16 protein-coding genes are annotated in these 14,227 nt (G+C 43.6%); 9 read left to right on the top strand and 7 right to left on the bottom strand.

Features of this window, described 5'->3' with window-relative positions; all coding sequences use genetic code 11:
• Window positions 1-37: 37 nt before the first annotated feature.
• Together FKN05_RS05840 and FKN05_RS05835 are read right to left on the bottom strand one after the other, a co-directional pair.
• Complete coding sequence (locus tag FKN05_RS05840; RefSeq protein ID WP_170887072.1) at window positions 38-484, bottom strand: YaiI/YqxD family protein; 447 nt, start codon at window positions 482-484, stop codon at window positions 38-40.
• Complete coding sequence (locus FKN05_RS05835; RefSeq protein WP_099611996.1) at window positions 481-777, bottom strand: hypothetical protein; 297 nt, start codon at window positions 775-777, stop codon at window positions 481-483. The genes FKN05_RS05840 and FKN05_RS05835 overlap by 4 nt, the downstream gene beginning before the upstream one ends.
• An 831-nt stretch (window positions 778-1,608) precedes the next feature.
• Between FKN05_RS05835 and FKN05_RS05830 the strand changes: the two genes are divergently transcribed.
• A complete protein-coding gene (locus tag FKN05_RS05830) occupies window positions 1,609-2,097 on the top strand; it encodes a GNAT family N-acetyltransferase (protein WP_161427345.1) in 489 nt (162 codons plus the stop codon).
• Window positions 2,098-2,106: 9 nt separating this feature from the next.
• On the opposite strand, the gene FKN05_RS05825 is transcribed toward FKN05_RS05830, so the two are convergent.
• Both FKN05_RS05825 and FKN05_RS05820 read right to left on the bottom strand, forming a co-directional pair.
• A complete protein-coding gene (locus FKN05_RS05825) occupies window positions 2,107-2,406 on the bottom strand; it encodes a DUF3301 domain-containing protein (protein WP_170887071.1) in 300 nt (99 codons plus the stop codon).
• Window positions 2,407-2,424: 18 nt separating this feature from the next.
• Window positions 2,425-3,468, bottom strand: a complete 1,044-nt coding sequence (locus FKN05_RS05820) for a DUF3549 family protein (RefSeq protein ID WP_170887070.1) — start codon at window positions 3,466-3,468, stop codon at window positions 2,425-2,427.
• Window positions 3,469-3,550: 82 nt separating this feature from the next.
• Here FKN05_RS05820 and FKN05_RS05815 point away from each other — a divergent pair, with 82 nt between their 5' ends.
• Complete coding sequence (locus FKN05_RS05815) at window positions 3,551-3,871, top strand: YqcC family protein (protein WP_099611999.1); 321 nt, start codon at window positions 3,551-3,553, stop codon at window positions 3,869-3,871.
• A complete protein-coding gene (gene truC, locus FKN05_RS05810) occupies window positions 3,865-4,605 on the top strand; it encodes a tRNA pseudouridine(65) synthase TruC (protein ID WP_099612000.1) in 741 nt (246 codons plus the stop codon). The genes FKN05_RS05815 and truC overlap by 7 nt, the downstream gene beginning before the upstream one ends.
• A gap of 13 nt (window positions 4,606-4,618) precedes the next feature.
• Here the strand turns inward: truC and dxs are convergent, their stop codons facing one another.
• The 3 genes from dxs to xseB are packed head-to-tail and all read right to left on the bottom strand — an operon-like array spanning window position 4,619 to window position 7,653.
• Complete coding sequence (gene dxs / locus FKN05_RS05805; protein ID WP_099612001.1) at window positions 4,619-6,484, bottom strand: 1-deoxy-D-xylulose-5-phosphate synthase; 1,866 nt, start codon at window positions 6,482-6,484, stop codon at window positions 4,619-4,621.
• 20 nt (window positions 6,485-6,504) lie between these two features.
• The gene (ispA, locus tag FKN05_RS05800) at window positions 6,505-7,389 is read right to left on the bottom strand and encodes a (2E,6E)-farnesyl diphosphate synthase (RefSeq protein ID WP_099612002.1); all 885 of its coding nucleotides are present in this window, start codon (window positions 7,387-7,389) and stop codon (window positions 6,505-6,507) included.
• A gap of 21 nt (window positions 7,390-7,410) precedes the next feature.
• Window positions 7,411-7,653: an exodeoxyribonuclease VII small subunit gene (xseB, locus tag FKN05_RS05795; protein ID WP_099612003.1), complete on the bottom strand. Its 243-nt coding sequence runs from the start codon at window positions 7,651-7,653 to the stop codon at window positions 7,411-7,413.
• A 340-nt stretch (window positions 7,654-7,993) separates the two neighbouring features.
• On the opposite strand from xseB, the gene pomA reads away from it, so the two are divergent.
• The 6 genes from pomA to rlmM all read left to right on the top strand — a co-directional run bounded on the left by pomA (window position 7,994) and on the right by rlmM (window position 14,211).
• Window positions 7,994-8,758, top strand: coding sequence for a flagellar motor protein PomA (pomA, locus tag FKN05_RS05790; protein ID WP_099612004.1), 765 nt, complete (start codon window positions 7,994-7,996; stop codon window positions 8,756-8,758).
• A gap of 12 nt (window positions 8,759-8,770) precedes the next feature.
• On the top strand, window positions 8,771-9,730 hold the full coding sequence (locus FKN05_RS05785) for a flagellar motor protein MotB (protein ID WP_202597781.1): 960 nt from the start codon (window positions 8,771-8,773) through the stop codon (window positions 9,728-9,730).
• Between the two features lie 175 nt (window positions 9,731-9,905).
• Window positions 9,906-11,354: a tRNA uracil 4-sulfurtransferase ThiI gene (gene thiI, locus FKN05_RS05780; protein WP_099612006.1), complete on the top strand. Its 1,449-nt coding sequence runs from the start codon at window positions 9,906-9,908 to the stop codon at window positions 11,352-11,354.
• Window positions 11,355-11,735: 381 nt separating this feature from the next.
• Entirely contained in the window at window positions 11,736-12,662 is a 927-nt protein-coding gene (gene gcvA / locus FKN05_RS05775) for a transcriptional regulator GcvA (RefSeq protein WP_099612007.1), read from the top strand.
• An 89-nt stretch (window positions 12,663-12,751) separates the two neighbouring features.
• Window positions 12,752-13,123: a DUF423 domain-containing protein gene (locus tag FKN05_RS05770; protein ID WP_346656357.1), complete on the top strand. Its 372-nt coding sequence runs from the start codon at window positions 12,752-12,754 to the stop codon at window positions 13,121-13,123.
• Window positions 13,120-14,211, top strand: coding sequence for a 23S rRNA (cytidine(2498)-2'-O)-methyltransferase RlmM (gene rlmM, locus FKN05_RS05765; protein WP_099612008.1), 1,092 nt, complete (start codon window positions 13,120-13,122; stop codon window positions 14,209-14,211). The genes FKN05_RS05770 and rlmM overlap by 4 nt, the downstream gene beginning before the upstream one ends.
• Window positions 14,212-14,227 lie beyond the last annotated feature (16 nt).

Raw genomic sequence — 14,227 nt, 5'->3', positions numbered from 1 at the left:
ACTAAAGGGAAGGACATGTCGTGCTTCCCTAGTTCATTTAGCGTCGTTTGGTTAGCCACCGGTCGAGATGGTTGGCAAACTCACGTCGTTCAGTTTGCGAAAGTGCACTGGGCCCGCCTGTTTGAATACCACTTGAGCGCATGGTATCGAGAAAGTCACGTATATTTAAACGTGCTTTGATGGTTTCTGTCGTGAAAAGCTCACCCCTTGGGCTTAACGCGAGCGCCCCTTTACTGATCACTTCATCGGCCAATGGAATATCTGATGTAATGACCAGATCATGGGGCGCAACACGCTTAACTATTTCATTATCGGCAATATCGAATCCTGCTGGTACTTGTAGCGCAAAGATATTGGCGCGTTTCGGTAAAGGAATAAGATGGTTTGCCACAAAAGTACATTCCACACTGGTGCGCTCTGCCGCTCGAATTAATGTTTCTCGAATCACTTTCGGGCAAGCATCGGCATCAACCCAAATTTTCATACGGATTCCTTATTCAGTAAGGCGATTTCCAGCTTTTCCACACGGGTAATGAGCGCGAGAACGGTTTGTTCTAGTTCTTGAATTCGTTGTTGAGCGTCATTTTTGGGGGTGGCAATTTCTATTTTGGGGACTCGCTGACTATTTTTCCAGCTTTTGATGGCTGCAATTATCGCTGGCATTGGAACACTCGAAGATAACCGTGCTTTCACTAAGGCGACGGTGGGTTGTTTCCCTTGCTGCTGTAACTGAGTCAGTACCGTGGTTAACTCATGAGTGGCGTCTTGGGTGAGCATAATGGCTCCTTATATTTGATCCTCGCTCATCTTACTGATAAATCGTGGTTAGCAAAAGAGGGATTGTCATGTAAGAGATCGCTCACAAAGCCTGTGAGAGAAGAGCGTTTTTTGACGAGTTTTTATGGGGTTTTATCATTAACCTATTGAATTTATTTATTTTTAATTGATGGTTGTGATGTGGGGTGAGTATTAATCTCTTGTTTGGGGGATTGTAAAAGAAGCGAAAAGAGGTAGATTATGTCTTGTCGATAGGAACATGACAGGGAATGGGAAAGATTCACGGAAGAGCACTTCAGGATGAATACGGCAAGCAAGGATCGTTGCTGTCAGGAACGATGGACAAATAAGGATATGACCATTAACAAGAGGTTAATGGGCATGGATAGCTAGGATCCTCGGGATGAGGTAGGGATACCATCAGGATGATGGAAGGACACCGCTCAAGGAACAAGTGATGAAAGCTGATCGGGATAGATTGGCAAAACGGATTGTAAGGACACCGCCAAGGTGGCGAAGCAGAGGATTGGGTTGCTGGATTCAACCACTATTAAGGATGATGCAGGGAGCAACCATTTAGTGGCAGGATCGCTACGAGTAAGACTTAAGCCCCGATACGTTCGTGTCGGGGCTTTTCTTAGTCTTTTCTAAGAGCGTGCTCTGTTTGAAACGCTCATCAAGTAAATAAATAGAATAATAACTTGATGTGGTGAAAACCTTGTTAAGATCAATACAACACCGTCAGCATTGGTTTACCTTCTCGCTCACCTTTTCAGGTTAACCTTGAAGCGGTGAGTGAGTTCTAAAATATCTGCAAACAAAGGATTGTCAGTGACGATAGTGACACGTAGAACATTAATTGTTCCCTATACCGATGCGTTTGAATCTGACTTTTTAATGCTCAACTGCTGTGTGAAAAATCGCGCGCAAATGAATGGCCCGAAGACGGTAGCATCGGCTCGGCAGCTCTTTCAGCGTATTTTACATGATGAGCATTTATATGCCATGGCCGTGTTAGATAACTATAACCGAGAGTATATGGGGCATATGTATATTGAAATCTATGATGAGTATGCCGAACTCGGTTTTTTATTTGATAAGTCTTATTGGGGACAAGGGCTAGCCAGTGAAGCATTGAGCGCTTTTTTCCCCAATATCTGTCAACGATTAAACTTGAGACAGGTGATGTCAATAGTGAATGCTGAACATGCTTCAGCGATTGCCATCTTACATAAGTTGGGCTTTCAGCATCAACATACTCAGGAAGAGATGTTTGGTCATTTCCATCAGTATCAATGGTTAACCCCAGAACAAGAATGATGAGCTAGGCTATATTCTATACGGTGGAAGCTGAATGTTTACCGGACGAAAACCAGCCATTATAAGCTCTCCTTGGTAGCAATCGTCCCCCAGTGCCGAAAATTCAAAATAATAGATCGTATACCAGCGCCAGCCTTTATCTGGCGCTTTCCATTTGTGTTGGCCGAAAGAGACACTCAGCAGTTGTAATTCTAGGTTGGAACAGTGACGAGTAATGTGCCGTTTGGCTATCTCAGCTTGGCGGCGTTGTTGCCAAAATGCAAAGCAGATCAGGCTGAGTAAAAGGATATAAATGAGGTTACTCGTCATGAATGCTTTTTCCTTAGTTTATGAGGATTGTTTTGTTGAACGTTGTAACTGGAGCAGCGCTTTGGCTAATTCAGGTGATGGGCTGGTATGCAGCAAAGGCAATAACACCATGCGTAGTTCCGGTAACATGACTAAATCGGCAAAGAGCCGGTTAAACAGCGTTTGATTCTCCGTTTGTGCTAAGCGAAGTAAAAAACGTTGAGCGCGGCCACTCTCTCTCAGTGTTGACCAAGCTCGTCCAGCAAGACCAATTAATACCTCTTGATGGCAATAATCAGGTGTGGCGAGGATAGCATCGGTCAATTTAGCTAAATAATTTGGTGTTGCACCTGAAAGGGCACGTACTAAGGCTGAGAGCAAAAAGAGATCCGTTTGTGAGCTGGACATTTGCTGGTTGGCCATCTCGTACAGTTTACTGGCAATGTTATCGGGAATGTTGACATGTTCAAGCACCCCAAGCAGAGCATACAGTGGTGAGCTGGGGAGGTGGTCAAGGGCTTTGCGAATGAATACACTATTATTTTGTTGTCTTAAACGAGCGCCGATGTCACTGATGCCTTGCAGACCGACGGTTTGCCAATTTTCCCAGCCAAGCCTTCCGGAAAAATAGTGTTGCGCATGTTCATAATATTGGCTAGTGGGCAAATGAAGTTGGGCTCGAATTTGGCTATGTAACACGGCCATTTTTTCTTCGGTTGGTTGAAACGTGTAGGGGTTATTGGCTAATTTTTGCTGCTGTTCTTCAGTGAGCGTTTGTTGTAAGCGAGAGCCCATCGCTTCGATCACATACTGGATAAACTGATTTATCTCAGCTTGAATGAGTAATCCTCGCTCATTGAGTGGAAATTTCGTGAACCAGATCCACGGTTGCTGATGCTCATTCCAATACACAATGGCTAAATGAGCTTGACGTTGTAAAGGGTAAGGATAGGGCTGCTGGCCTTGTTCAATTTTTTGAAATTGTTTTGCTTCGATTGGCTGAATTCTCCGGCCAAGATCAAACACAAGGTATTGGCAGCCACTTTGCTTAAGCAGCGTCGTAAGGGGATGGATAGGTTGCATAGAGATTAATTTGATCCTAACTTTTTGTCATGAATAGATGGTATCATCTGCCGCTAATTCAAGGCTAGCGATGTAAAACTTCATGACTCATCTAATTCCTTTCTCCGCTTTATTAACCGCATTGGAAAAAGAGCTTAAAGCGGCGGCTCTCTGGCAACATCAGAAACCAAAGGTGCACTATTTACAGAGTAAAGAACCCTTTTCATTGGACATTTTACATCCTCATGAGTGGTTACAATGGATTTTTTTACCGCGTATGCAGCAGTTATTGGCAGATAACGCCCCATTACCGCAAGGCTTTTTACTCACTCCCTATTTTGTTGAAGTGTGGCAAGAACAACCACAATATCAAGCCATATTAAATGTATTACATCAGATAGATAAGGCAGTGGCATCATGCTAGAGATCATTTATCAAGATGATTACTTGGTGGCGGTTAATAAACCCGCTGGAATGTTAGTGCATCGCTCTTGGTTGGATAAACATGAAACACAATTTGTCATGCAGATGTTGCGTGATCAAATCGGTCAGCATGTCTATCCTCTGCATCGTCTAGATAGACCAACATCGGGTGTGTTGGTTTTTGCTTTATCGAGTGAAACCGCGGCCATGATGATGCCGATGTTTGCTGAGCATAAAATGGAAAAAACTTACCATGCTCTTGTTCGGGGCTGGATTGAACAAGGTGGAGTATTAGATTACCCGTTGAAACAAGAACTGGATAAAATCGCTGATAAATTTGCTAAGCAGGATAAAGCACCTCAGTCAGCGATTACTGCCTATCAGCCGATTGCTAAAGTAGAAGTGCCGTATTCAACGGGGGCTTTTCCAACCACGCGCTACTGTCTCATGGAACTAAAACCACAAACTGGGCGTAAACATCAGTTACGTCGCCATATGGCACATTTGCGCCATCCGATTGTCGGGGATACCACGCATGGAGATGGAAAACATAATCGTTTGTATCGACAGCAATATCAAATTCAACGTTTGATGTTGCATGCGAGTGAACTCAGCTTTATTCATCCTTATACTGAGCAACCGTTAATACTCACAGCCTCTTTTGATGAGCATTGGCAACGACTGTTTAGTTTATTTGCTTGGCAAAATCCAATACAAAAAGGCCTTCTCGAATAAGAAGGCCTGAGTATTATTTCGCTAAATAGGCTTCAATGGCCCTTTGAATACCGGGGCCATCCAAACCTAATTCCGTATGCAGCTCTTCTTGGGTGCCTTGGGCGATAAATTGATCGGGCAAACCGAGGTGAAGCACTGGTTTGACGAGTTTTTGACTCATTAAAAACTCAACCACACCGGTTCCTGCTCCACCAGCGATGACATTTTCTTCTAGGGTAACCAAAACATCGTGAGAGTTTGCTAACTCTATAATCAAGGATTCATCAAGTGGTTTAACAAATCGCATATCGGCTACAGTGGCATTTAGTTCGGCAGCGGCGTCTAATGCATAAGGAAGTAGTGTGCCAAAGCTAAGGATGGCGACTTTTTCACCATGACGCATGATTCGCCCTTTACCTAATTCTAATGCGGAAAAGGTTTGATCAATCGAGACGCCCATACCATGACCTCGAGGATAACGCACTGCGCTAGGGCCTTGGTGTAAATGGCCGGTATAGAGCATTTGCCGACACTCATTTTCGTCAGCAGGCACCATGATCAACATATTTGGAATACAGCGCATAAAGCTGAGATCAAACGCTCCTTGGTGAGTTTGACCATCAGCACCGACTAAACCTGCACGATCAATGGCAAACATGATAGGTAAGTTCATGATGGCGACATCATGAATGAGCTGATCATAAGCGCGTTGTAAGAAGGTGGAGTAAATAGCGACAATCGGATGGTGTCCCCCGATCGCCATACCCGTTGCGAGTGTGACCGCATGTTGCTCAGCAATCGCGACATCAAAATATTGTTGTGGATATTCTTTGGAAAAACGAACCATGCCCGAGCCTTCTCGCATGGCTGGGGTTATCGCCATCAACTTAGGATCTTGTGCCGCCATATCACATAGGAAATCACCAAAAATTTTTGAAAAAGTAGGTTGATTATTTGTGCTTTTTGGCAAGCTAGTGTGGCGTAAATCAAATTTAGGCACCCCATGATAACCAATAGGATCTTTCTCTGCTGGCTCATAACCTTTGCCTTTTTTGGTCATGACGTGTAAAAACTGAGGGCCTTTAAGGTCACGCATATTTTTAATGGTTTTGATCAACTCAAGAACGTCGTGTCCGTCGATAGGGCCAATGTAGTTAAAGCCCAATTCTTCAAATAAAGTACCGGGCACAACCATTCCTTTTAAGTGTTCTTCAGTACGGCGAACAAGTTCTTTAATTGGCGGGATACCCGACAAGACTTTTTTGCCACCTTCACGAATCGAAGTGTAAAGGCTGCCTGATAAAACTTGGGCAAGATGGTTGTTGAGCGCACCAACATTTTCAGAGATAGACATTTCATTATCATTGAGAATAACGAGCATATCGGGATTGACGTCACCGGCATGATTCATGGCTTCAAACGCCATTCCGGCCGTAATCGCACCATCACCAATAACGCTCACCACCTTACGATTATTGCCTTCTTTTTCTGCGCAGATCGCCATTCCAAGAGCGGCACTGATTGAGGTTGAAGAGTGCCCAACCGATAAGGTGTCATATTCACTCTCCTCCCGCCAGGGGAAAGGGTGGAGCCCATCCTTTTGACGAATAGTCGACATTTGCTCGCGTCGCCCGGTGAGGATTTTATGTGGATAAGCTTGGTGTCCAACATCCCAAATTAAGTGATCAAAAGGTGTTTGATAGACATAATGCAATGCGACGGTGAGTTCAACGGTGCCTAAGCCCGAAGCAAGATGACCACTTGAACGACTGACGGAGTTGAGTAAATAGGTGCGTAGTTCCTCACACAGTTTTGGGAGAACTTCTTTTGGCAGACTTCGTAACTCATCAGGAGTATTTGCGAGAGCCAGTGTCGGATATTTTGAGATATCAAGAGTCATAGTTATGCGCGCTTATAGTGTTAGTTTTTGCGCTCGATGACGTATCGGGCGAACGCTTCAAGGTGCTCGGTATTATAAGGAATTGTCCGTAACGCTTCGAGCGCTTCTTCAAACAGAGCCTGAGCTTTATTGATGGCACCTTGTAATCCCAGTAAAGCAGGATAGGTACTTTTATTCAATTGTTGATCGGAGCCTTGCGGTTTCCCTAGCGTTTGTGTATCACTGATGATATCTAAAATATCATCTTGTACTTGAAAGGCGAGGCCAATTGCAGCAGCATAGCGATCTAACTGCGGTAAGACCTCTAATCCGGCTTGACCTGCAGCCAATGCTCCCATTTGGACCGCACAGCGCATTAAGGCTCCAGTTTTATGATGATGAATCGCTTCTAGATTTTGTAAACTGATATGCTGATTTTCTGCCGCTAAATCTAATGCTTGACCCAAACACATGCCTTGTGCTCCGGATGCTTGAGCCAGAATTTGAATCATTTTAATACGATGACTTTCGGCTAAAGTCGCAAGAGGCCCTTCAGATAAAATGGTAAAAGCCAATGTTTGTAATGCGTCACCAGTTAAAATTGCCGTCGATTCATCGAATTTAATATGACAAGTGGCTTGACCTCGACGCAGTTCATCATCATCCATGGCGGGTAAGTCGTCATGAATGAGTGAATAAGCATGGATGCATTCCACGGCGCAAGCGGGGGTATCTAAATCGGATAATTCACGACCTAGCATCTGTCCAGTGATATACACCAGATAAGGTCTGGCCCGCTTACCTCCGAGCAATAGGCCATAACGCATCGCTTCGATCAAAGGAAGATGTTGGTAGGGTAAACGATTTAACCATTTATCCAGTTGCTGGTTGTTTCTCTGCTGAAGAGAAGAAAGCGCCTCAATCATAGAACACTCATCAAATTTTAGTTATTCAGGCAAGTCAGTAAAATCAGTCAGTGGTGCATCGTCACTGTTACGGAGCAAAATACTTACCCGCTGTTCTGCTTCGTCGAGCTTTGTCTGGCCACTACGGGCAAGTGCAATACCGCGCTCAAATTTTTTTAGGGCTTCATCTAATGCAATGTCACCACTTTCTAGCTGTTCAACGAGATTATCTAGCTCTTCAATGGTCGCCTCAAAGGACATATTTTCAGGTTTTTTACTCGCCATAATCATTTTGCCTTAGAAAAGATGCACGAAAGTTACCCTAGGGCGTGGAAATGGTCAAATTTAACCAAGTAAATCGGTAGAAGTGGCGCACTTTTTCTTTTTAAAACCGTTTTTGTCCACAGTAAGCGATTGAGTATATCGATCCCATTTGGGTATTGTCACCACTGTGCGATCACACGTAAAAAAGAAAAATAGGTAAAAAATGATGGAATTGTTATGCTCACTTGGGGATAACAGACTTTAAGTATAAACTTACCGATAATTTAGTTAAAGATTTTACTCCTTCGCCGATAAAGAGAGTAATCAGAAAAACGCGAATGACAAGCATGAGGAGCGCTTCGTGGATTTAGCAACGCTGATAGGCCTGATTGGTGGCTTAGCTTTCGTCGTTATGGCAATGTTTGTGGGTGGCAGCCTGATCATGTTCGTTGATGTCACTTCGATCCTGATTGTTATTGGGGGAACAACGTTTGTTGTCTTAATCAAATTTACGGCTGGGCAGTTTTTTGGTGCAGCTAAAATTGCCGCTAAAGCCTTTATGTTTAAAATTGAAGATCCAGAAGAACTGATCGCCAAAATTGTGGAAATGGCAGATGCTGCTCGTAAAGGTGGATTTTTAGCGTTGGAAGAAATGGAAATTTCCAATTCATTTATGCAAAAAGGGATCGATTTATTAGTCGATGGGCATGATGCTGATGTGGTTCGTGCGGCATTACAAAAAGATATTATGCTCACCGATGAACGACATGAAATGGGAACAGGCGTGTTTCGCGCATTTGGTGATGTTGCCCCAGCAATGGGCATGATCGGGACCTTGATTGGCTTGGTTGCCATGCTTTCTAACATGGATGATCCCAAATCAATTGGTCCGGCAATGGCGGTGGCTTTATTAACGACATTATATGGCGCGATCATGGCCAATATGATCTTCTTTCCTATCTCTGATAAGTTGGCCTTACGTCGTGGACAAGAAACATTAAACCGTCGGCTTATTATGGATGGTGTGCTGGCGATTCAAGACGGTCAAAACCCGCGGGTCATTGATGGTTATTTGAAAAATTACTTAAATGAAAGTAAACGCTCGCTTGATGTCGATAACGAATAAGCGGAGTGAATAATGGATGAGCAAAAATGTAAATGTCCACCACCTGGCGCTCCTGCGTGGTTAGGAACCTTTGCTGATTTGATGTCACTGCTACTGTGCTTTTTCGTACTACTGCTTTCTTTTTCTGAAATGGATGTACTGAAATTTAAGCAAATTGCTGGCTCAATGAAGTTTGCATTTGGGGTACAAAACCGATTGGAAGTGAAAGATATCCCGAAAGGTACCAGTGTTATTGCGCAAGAGTTTCGTCCAGGCCGGCCAGAACCCACACCGATCGATATCATTATGCAACAAACGATTGATATTACTCAGCAAACCTTAGAGTTTCACGAGGGGGATTCTGATCGTGCTGGCGGAACACAGCGGGATTACGGTCAATTAACGGGCGGCGAAACACCGGAAACTTCTACCCAAAGTAACCAAGATAGTGATTTGGACCAGCAACAACAGCAAGCGCAGCAGTCTCAAGAAGTAATGGCTGAAGAGTTAGAAATTATTTCTGAAAATATCAAAAAAGCCTTACAAAGAGAAATTGAGCAAGGAGCGGTCGAAGTAGAAAATCTCGGTCAGCAAATTGTCATCCGCATTCGTGAACGTGGGGCATTCCCTGAAGGATCTGCGTTTTTACAGCCTAAATTTCGTCCTTTAGTCCGGCAGATTGCGGAGTTAGTCAAAGATGTACCTGGCATTGTGCAAGTCTCCGGCCATACAGATAATCAACGTTTAGAATCAGAACTCTATCGCTCTAATTGGGACTTGTCTGCCCAGCGGGCTGTTTCTGTTGCGCAAGAAATGGAAAACGTACAAGGGTTTGATCATATGCGATTAAAAGTTCAAGGCTTAGCAGATACGGCTCCGGTTGGCCCTAATGATACTGAAGCTCAGCGTTCTCGTAATCGCCGAGTGGAAATTAGCATTATGCAAGGTAAGCCTTTGTACAGTGAAGAAGTTCCTTCGCTTCCTCAATCGTAAGTGTTGTGCGACCCCTTTTATTGGTTGCGGGCAAGCTGAGTGGCTTGCCTGTTTTCTATTCTTTTCTCTCTAAGCCTAGATCGTGTATAATCCGCCCCCTTTAGTAACGCCAGTGATGGAGTGTATCCAGACACTGCGCGCTAATGTTGTCCAAATCCTGATTGCGAATCACCCTATGAAATTTATCGTTAAGCCCCATCCTGAAATTTTTGTTAAAAGTGAATCTGTCCGTAAGCGTTTTACTAAGATTCTTGAAACTAATATTCGCAACATTATTAAGCGGCGAACCGAAGGGGTGGTCGTGCTGAATCGTCGCGACCATATTGAAGTCACAGCGAATAACGATGATTTCTACGCACAAACGTTGGAGGTATTAACCACCACGCCGGGCATCCAACAAGTTTTAGAGGTCAAACAGTCACACTTTAAAGATATACATGATATTTATTTACAAGTCTTAGCACAAAGCGGTCATCTGATTGAAAATAAAACCTTTGTTGTGCGAGCAAAGCGTCGAGGAGAGCATGATTTTTCTTCGATCGAGCTTGAACGTTATGTTGGTGGTGGTTTAAACCAAGCTGTGGAATCGGCCAAGGTTAAGCTAAAAAAACCAGAGGTTACCATTCAGATAGAAGTAGCTGATGATTTACTCAATCAAGTGATTACTCGTTATAAAGGACTGGGGGGATTTCCTCTGGGCACTCAAGAAGATGTATTGAGTCTCATCTCTGGTGGATTTGATTCCGGTGTCTCTAGTTATCTTCACATTAAACGAGGCTCTAAAGTCCATTACTGTTTCTTTAATCTAGGTGGGCCTGCCCATGAAGTTGGAGTAAAACAGGTGGCGCACTATTTATGGAATAAATATGGCTCCTCTGCCAAAGTGCGTTTTATATCGGTTGATTTTGAACCAGTTGTGGCGGAGATTTTAGAAAAGATCGAGGATGGCCAGATGGGAGTCATCCTTAAGCGAATGTTTATGCGTGCCGCCGGGATGATTGCTGAAAAACTGGGAATTCAAGCGCTGGTCACGGGGGAAGCATTAGGACAGGTATCAAGCCAAACGTTGACCAACCTACGTCATATTGATGGGGTAACAGATACTCTGATTTTACGTCCGCTCATTAACTGGGATAAAGGCGATATTATTGATCTGGCGCGTGAGATCGGGACAGAAGATTTTGCGAAAACCATGCCAGAATATTGTGGTGTGATTTCCAAAAGCCCAACCGTTAAGGCAGTAAAAGCTAAATTAGAACAAGAAGAAGCGAAGTTCGACTTTTCTATTCTTGAGCAAGTGGTTTATAACGCTCGTCAAATGGATATCCGTGATATTGAGAAAGAAAGTCAGCAACAAGCGTTGGAAGTAGAGCAAGTTGACGCTGTACAAAACGATGCGGTTGTACTCGATATTCGGAGTCCGGATGAAGAAGAAGACAAACCATTACGTATCGATGGTGTGGTAGTAATGCACTTGCCTTTTTATAAACTGGCAACACAGTTTGGTGATCTTGATCAAACTAAGACTTATTTATTGTATTGCGAACGAGGTGTGATGAGTCGATTACAAGCGTTGTATTTACAAGAACAAGGTTTTCATAATGTAAAAGTTTATCGTCCGTAACGTCGTTTAACTCTAAGGCCTAGCCAAATGGTTAGGCTGAGTTATTCTCTATCTCTTCTTACACTGACTTTTCTTTCCCACATAAAAAAACACCGCTTTAAAGCGGTGCTAAATATTTGACAGACAGGTCAAAAATAAATACAGGAAGTATATGTTTTGTGGCAGGGGATAACTGCACAAAACAGGATGGTAGAAACTACCTAACTCGAATTCCGAGTTTGCAAACACAACATCGTAACAACAAAGCCTATTGATTCTCGAGAGAATCAAGCCGTTCAGGCTTGCGCTACGGGGTGAAATATAGATTTTCTCTGGCTGGTTAGCAATGGACAATTTATAATGTTTCAGATTAAAAAAACTAATCTACTATAGAGGGTTACCATGTCCAGAAGATTACCCCCGCTAAACTCGTTAAAAGTGTTTGAAGCGGCCGCGCGTCACTTGAGCTTTACTCGTGCAGCCGAAGAACTTTTTGTGACTCAGGCTGCTGTTAGCCATCAAATCAAAGCGTTGGAAGAGTTCCTTGGCTTAAAACTTTTTCGACGCCGTAATCGTTCTTTGTTACTAACTGAAGAAGGGCAAAGCTATTTTCTCGATATTAAAGATATTTTTGGCTCACTTGCGGAAGCAACGGATAAGTTATTAGAACGCAGTGAAAAAGGGGCTTTAACCATAAGTTTACCGCCTAGCTTTGCCATTCAATGGCTGGTGCCTCGTTTAGCTGATTTTAATCAACAAGAGCCAGATATTGATGTTCGAATCAAAGCGGTGGACATGGAAGAAGGGTCGTTAACTGATGACGTTGATGTCGCTATTTACTACGGGCGCGGTAATTGGCCTGGGCTGCGTGCTGATAAACTTTACCAGGAATTTTTAATACCACTTTGTTCCCCCGCTTTATTATTGGGCAGTAAACCATTAGCGACTTTGAGCGATTTAGCACAGCATACTTTACTGCATGACACCTCTCGTAAAGACTGGAAACAGTTTGCTAAAGAAAATGGTTTGGAGTCCGTGAATGTCAATCATGGGCCTATCTTTAGTCATTCAACGATGGTATTACAAGCCGCGGTGCATGGACAAGGTGTCGCCTTGGGTAATAATGTGCTTGCTCAGCCAGAATTAGAATCAGGGCGGTTGGTTGCCCCTTTTGATCAAGTGCTCATGACTAAAAATGCCTTTTATGTCGTTTGTCATGAAAAACAGGCGGATATGGGACGTATCGCAACCTTTCGTGACTGGATGCTTAATAAAGCACGCCGTGAGCAAGAAGTGATCTTAGAAGAAGTGACGACTTCTCGTGAGTGAGATTGTCTTTTCCGAGCGTTTATCATTGAGTGATTCGCTCAGTTTATTAGCGAGGTTTATGATGAGGAGTCAGTTTTTACTTATCATTGGTGGTTTTTTTTTCTGGTGTAGCGGTCGCTTTGGGTGCTTTTGCCGCTCATGCACTGAAGGCGCAACTTTCGACCCATTTATTATCGGTGTTTCAAACGGGAGTGAATTATCAATTTATTCATGGTGCTGCTTTATTGATGTGTGGCGTTTTATTGCAATTGCCTTTGCACGATAAAGCTCGAAAACATTTTAGCCGAGCAGCAATTTGCTTTATTATCGGCATCCTTTGCTTTAGCGGTAGCCTTTATGCGTTAGCCTTGACGGGCGCAAAGTGGTTTGGTCCGATTACCCCATTGGGTGGGGTGTTGTTTTTATTTGGCTGGGGAATCTTTATCCTAGCTGCTATGAATATGAAAGAGGTGAAGCGGTGAAACACGTAATGCTCTACTGCCGTGCTGGTTTTGAAAAAGAGTGTGCTGGTGAAATTCAGGATAAAGCGAGCCAACTGGCAGTCTATGGCTTTCCTCGTTTAAAACATAACACTGGGTATGTTCTGTTTGAATGTTATCAAGCGGAAGATGCCGATAAATTGATTAAGCAGATCGACTTTCAGGCGCTTATTTTTGCGCGACAAATGTTTGCAGTGGTTGCTGAGTTTGTCGATTTGCCAAAAGATGACCGAATTTCTCCTATTGTTTCACAGCTGTCAGCCATTGAGTCGCTACCTCGGTGCGGGGATATTCGGATTGAAACGCCAGACACTAATGAAGCGAAAGCGTTATTGAAATTCTGCCGAAAATTTACGGTTCCTTTGCGTCAAGCCTTACGTGGAAAAGGATTTTTATTGGCTAAAGATAACGCTAAGAAACCCGTATTCCATGTCTGTTTTATCGCTCCTGGGCACTGTTACATGGGCTATTCTGACAGCCAGAATAATTCGCCTTTTTTTATGGGGATCCCGCGCTTAAAGTTTCCTGCTGATGCACCAAGTCGTTCAACCTTAAAATTGGAAGAAGCGTTCCACGTTTTTATTCCCAAAGAGGAGTGGGATACCCGTTTAGCATCAGGGATGTGGGCGGTCGATCTCGGCGCGTGTCCAGGAGGATGGACTTATCAATTGGTGAAACGGTCTATGTTTGTTCATGCGGTCGATAACGGTATGATGGCTGATAGCTTGATGGAAACTGGCCAAGTAAAACATCATATGCAAGATGGCTTTAAATTTGAGCCCCCTCGAAAAAATGTCACTTGGTTAGTCTGTGATATGATTGAAAAGCCTTCCCGCGTTGCCCAATTAATGGGGGAGTGGCTTATTAGTGGTTGGGCCAAAGAGGCAATATTTAATCTTAAATTGCCGATGAAAGGCCGCTATGATGAAGTCTTAGAAGATATTGAAAACTTAAAGTTATTTCTTAAAGAGCATCAAGTAAAGTTTAGGTTGCAGGCTAAGCATCTGTATCATGATAGAGAAGAGATCACCGTACACGTGCAAACGTTATCGAATATCACCCCTTACTAATTCTTGTTGTCGAGCT

Origin of the sequence: Vibrio sp. 1-1(7), assembly GCF_013048485.1 — a bacterium.
GTDB classification, from domain to species: domain Bacteria; phylum Pseudomonadota; class Gammaproteobacteria; order Enterobacterales; family Vibrionaceae; genus Vibrio; species Vibrio fujianensis.
This window is presented reverse-complemented; position numbering and strand designations above follow the sequence as displayed.

Bases quoted from the DNA above. Each gene is read 5' to 3' on its own strand.
- FKN05_RS05820 (WP_170887070.1), bottom strand. From the start codon at position 3,468: ATGCAACCTATCCATCCCCTTACGACGCTGCTTAAGCAAAGTGGCTGC.
- FKN05_RS05825 (WP_170887071.1), bottom strand. From the start codon at position 2,406: ATGACGAGTAACCTCATTTATATCCTTTTACTCAGCCTGATCTGCTTT.
- dxs (WP_099612001.1), bottom strand. From the start codon at position 6,484: ATGACTCTTGATATCTCAAAATATCCGACACTGGCTCTCGCAAATACT.
- ispA (WP_099612002.1), bottom strand. From the start codon at position 7,389: ATGATTGAGGCGCTTTCTTCTCTTCAGCAGAGAAACAACCAGCAACTG.
- FKN05_RS05815 (WP_099611999.1), top strand. From the start codon at position 3,551: ATGACTCATCTAATTCCTTTCTCCGCTTTATTAACCGCATTGGAAAAA.
- FKN05_RS05785 (WP_202597781.1), top strand. From the start codon at position 8,771: ATGGATGAGCAAAAATGTAAATGTCCACCACCTGGCGCTCCTGCGTGG.
- xseB (WP_099612003.1), bottom strand. From the start codon at position 7,653: ATGGCGAGTAAAAAACCTGAAAATATGTCCTTTGAGGCGACCATTGAA.
- FKN05_RS05835 (WP_099611996.1), bottom strand. From the start codon at position 777: ATGCTCACCCAAGACGCCACTCATGAGTTAACCACGGTACTGACTCAG.
- FKN05_RS05840 (WP_170887072.1), bottom strand. From the start codon at position 484: ATGAAAATTTGGGTTGATGCCGATGCTTGCCCGAAAGTGATTCGAGAA.
- thiI (WP_099612006.1), top strand. From the start codon at position 9,906: ATGAAATTTATCGTTAAGCCCCATCCTGAAATTTTTGTTAAAAGTGAA.
- gcvA (WP_099612007.1), top strand. From the start codon at position 11,736: ATGTCCAGAAGATTACCCCCGCTAAACTCGTTAAAAGTGTTTGAAGCG.
- truC (WP_099612000.1), top strand. From the start codon at position 3,865: ATGCTAGAGATCATTTATCAAGATGATTACTTGGTGGCGGTTAATAAA.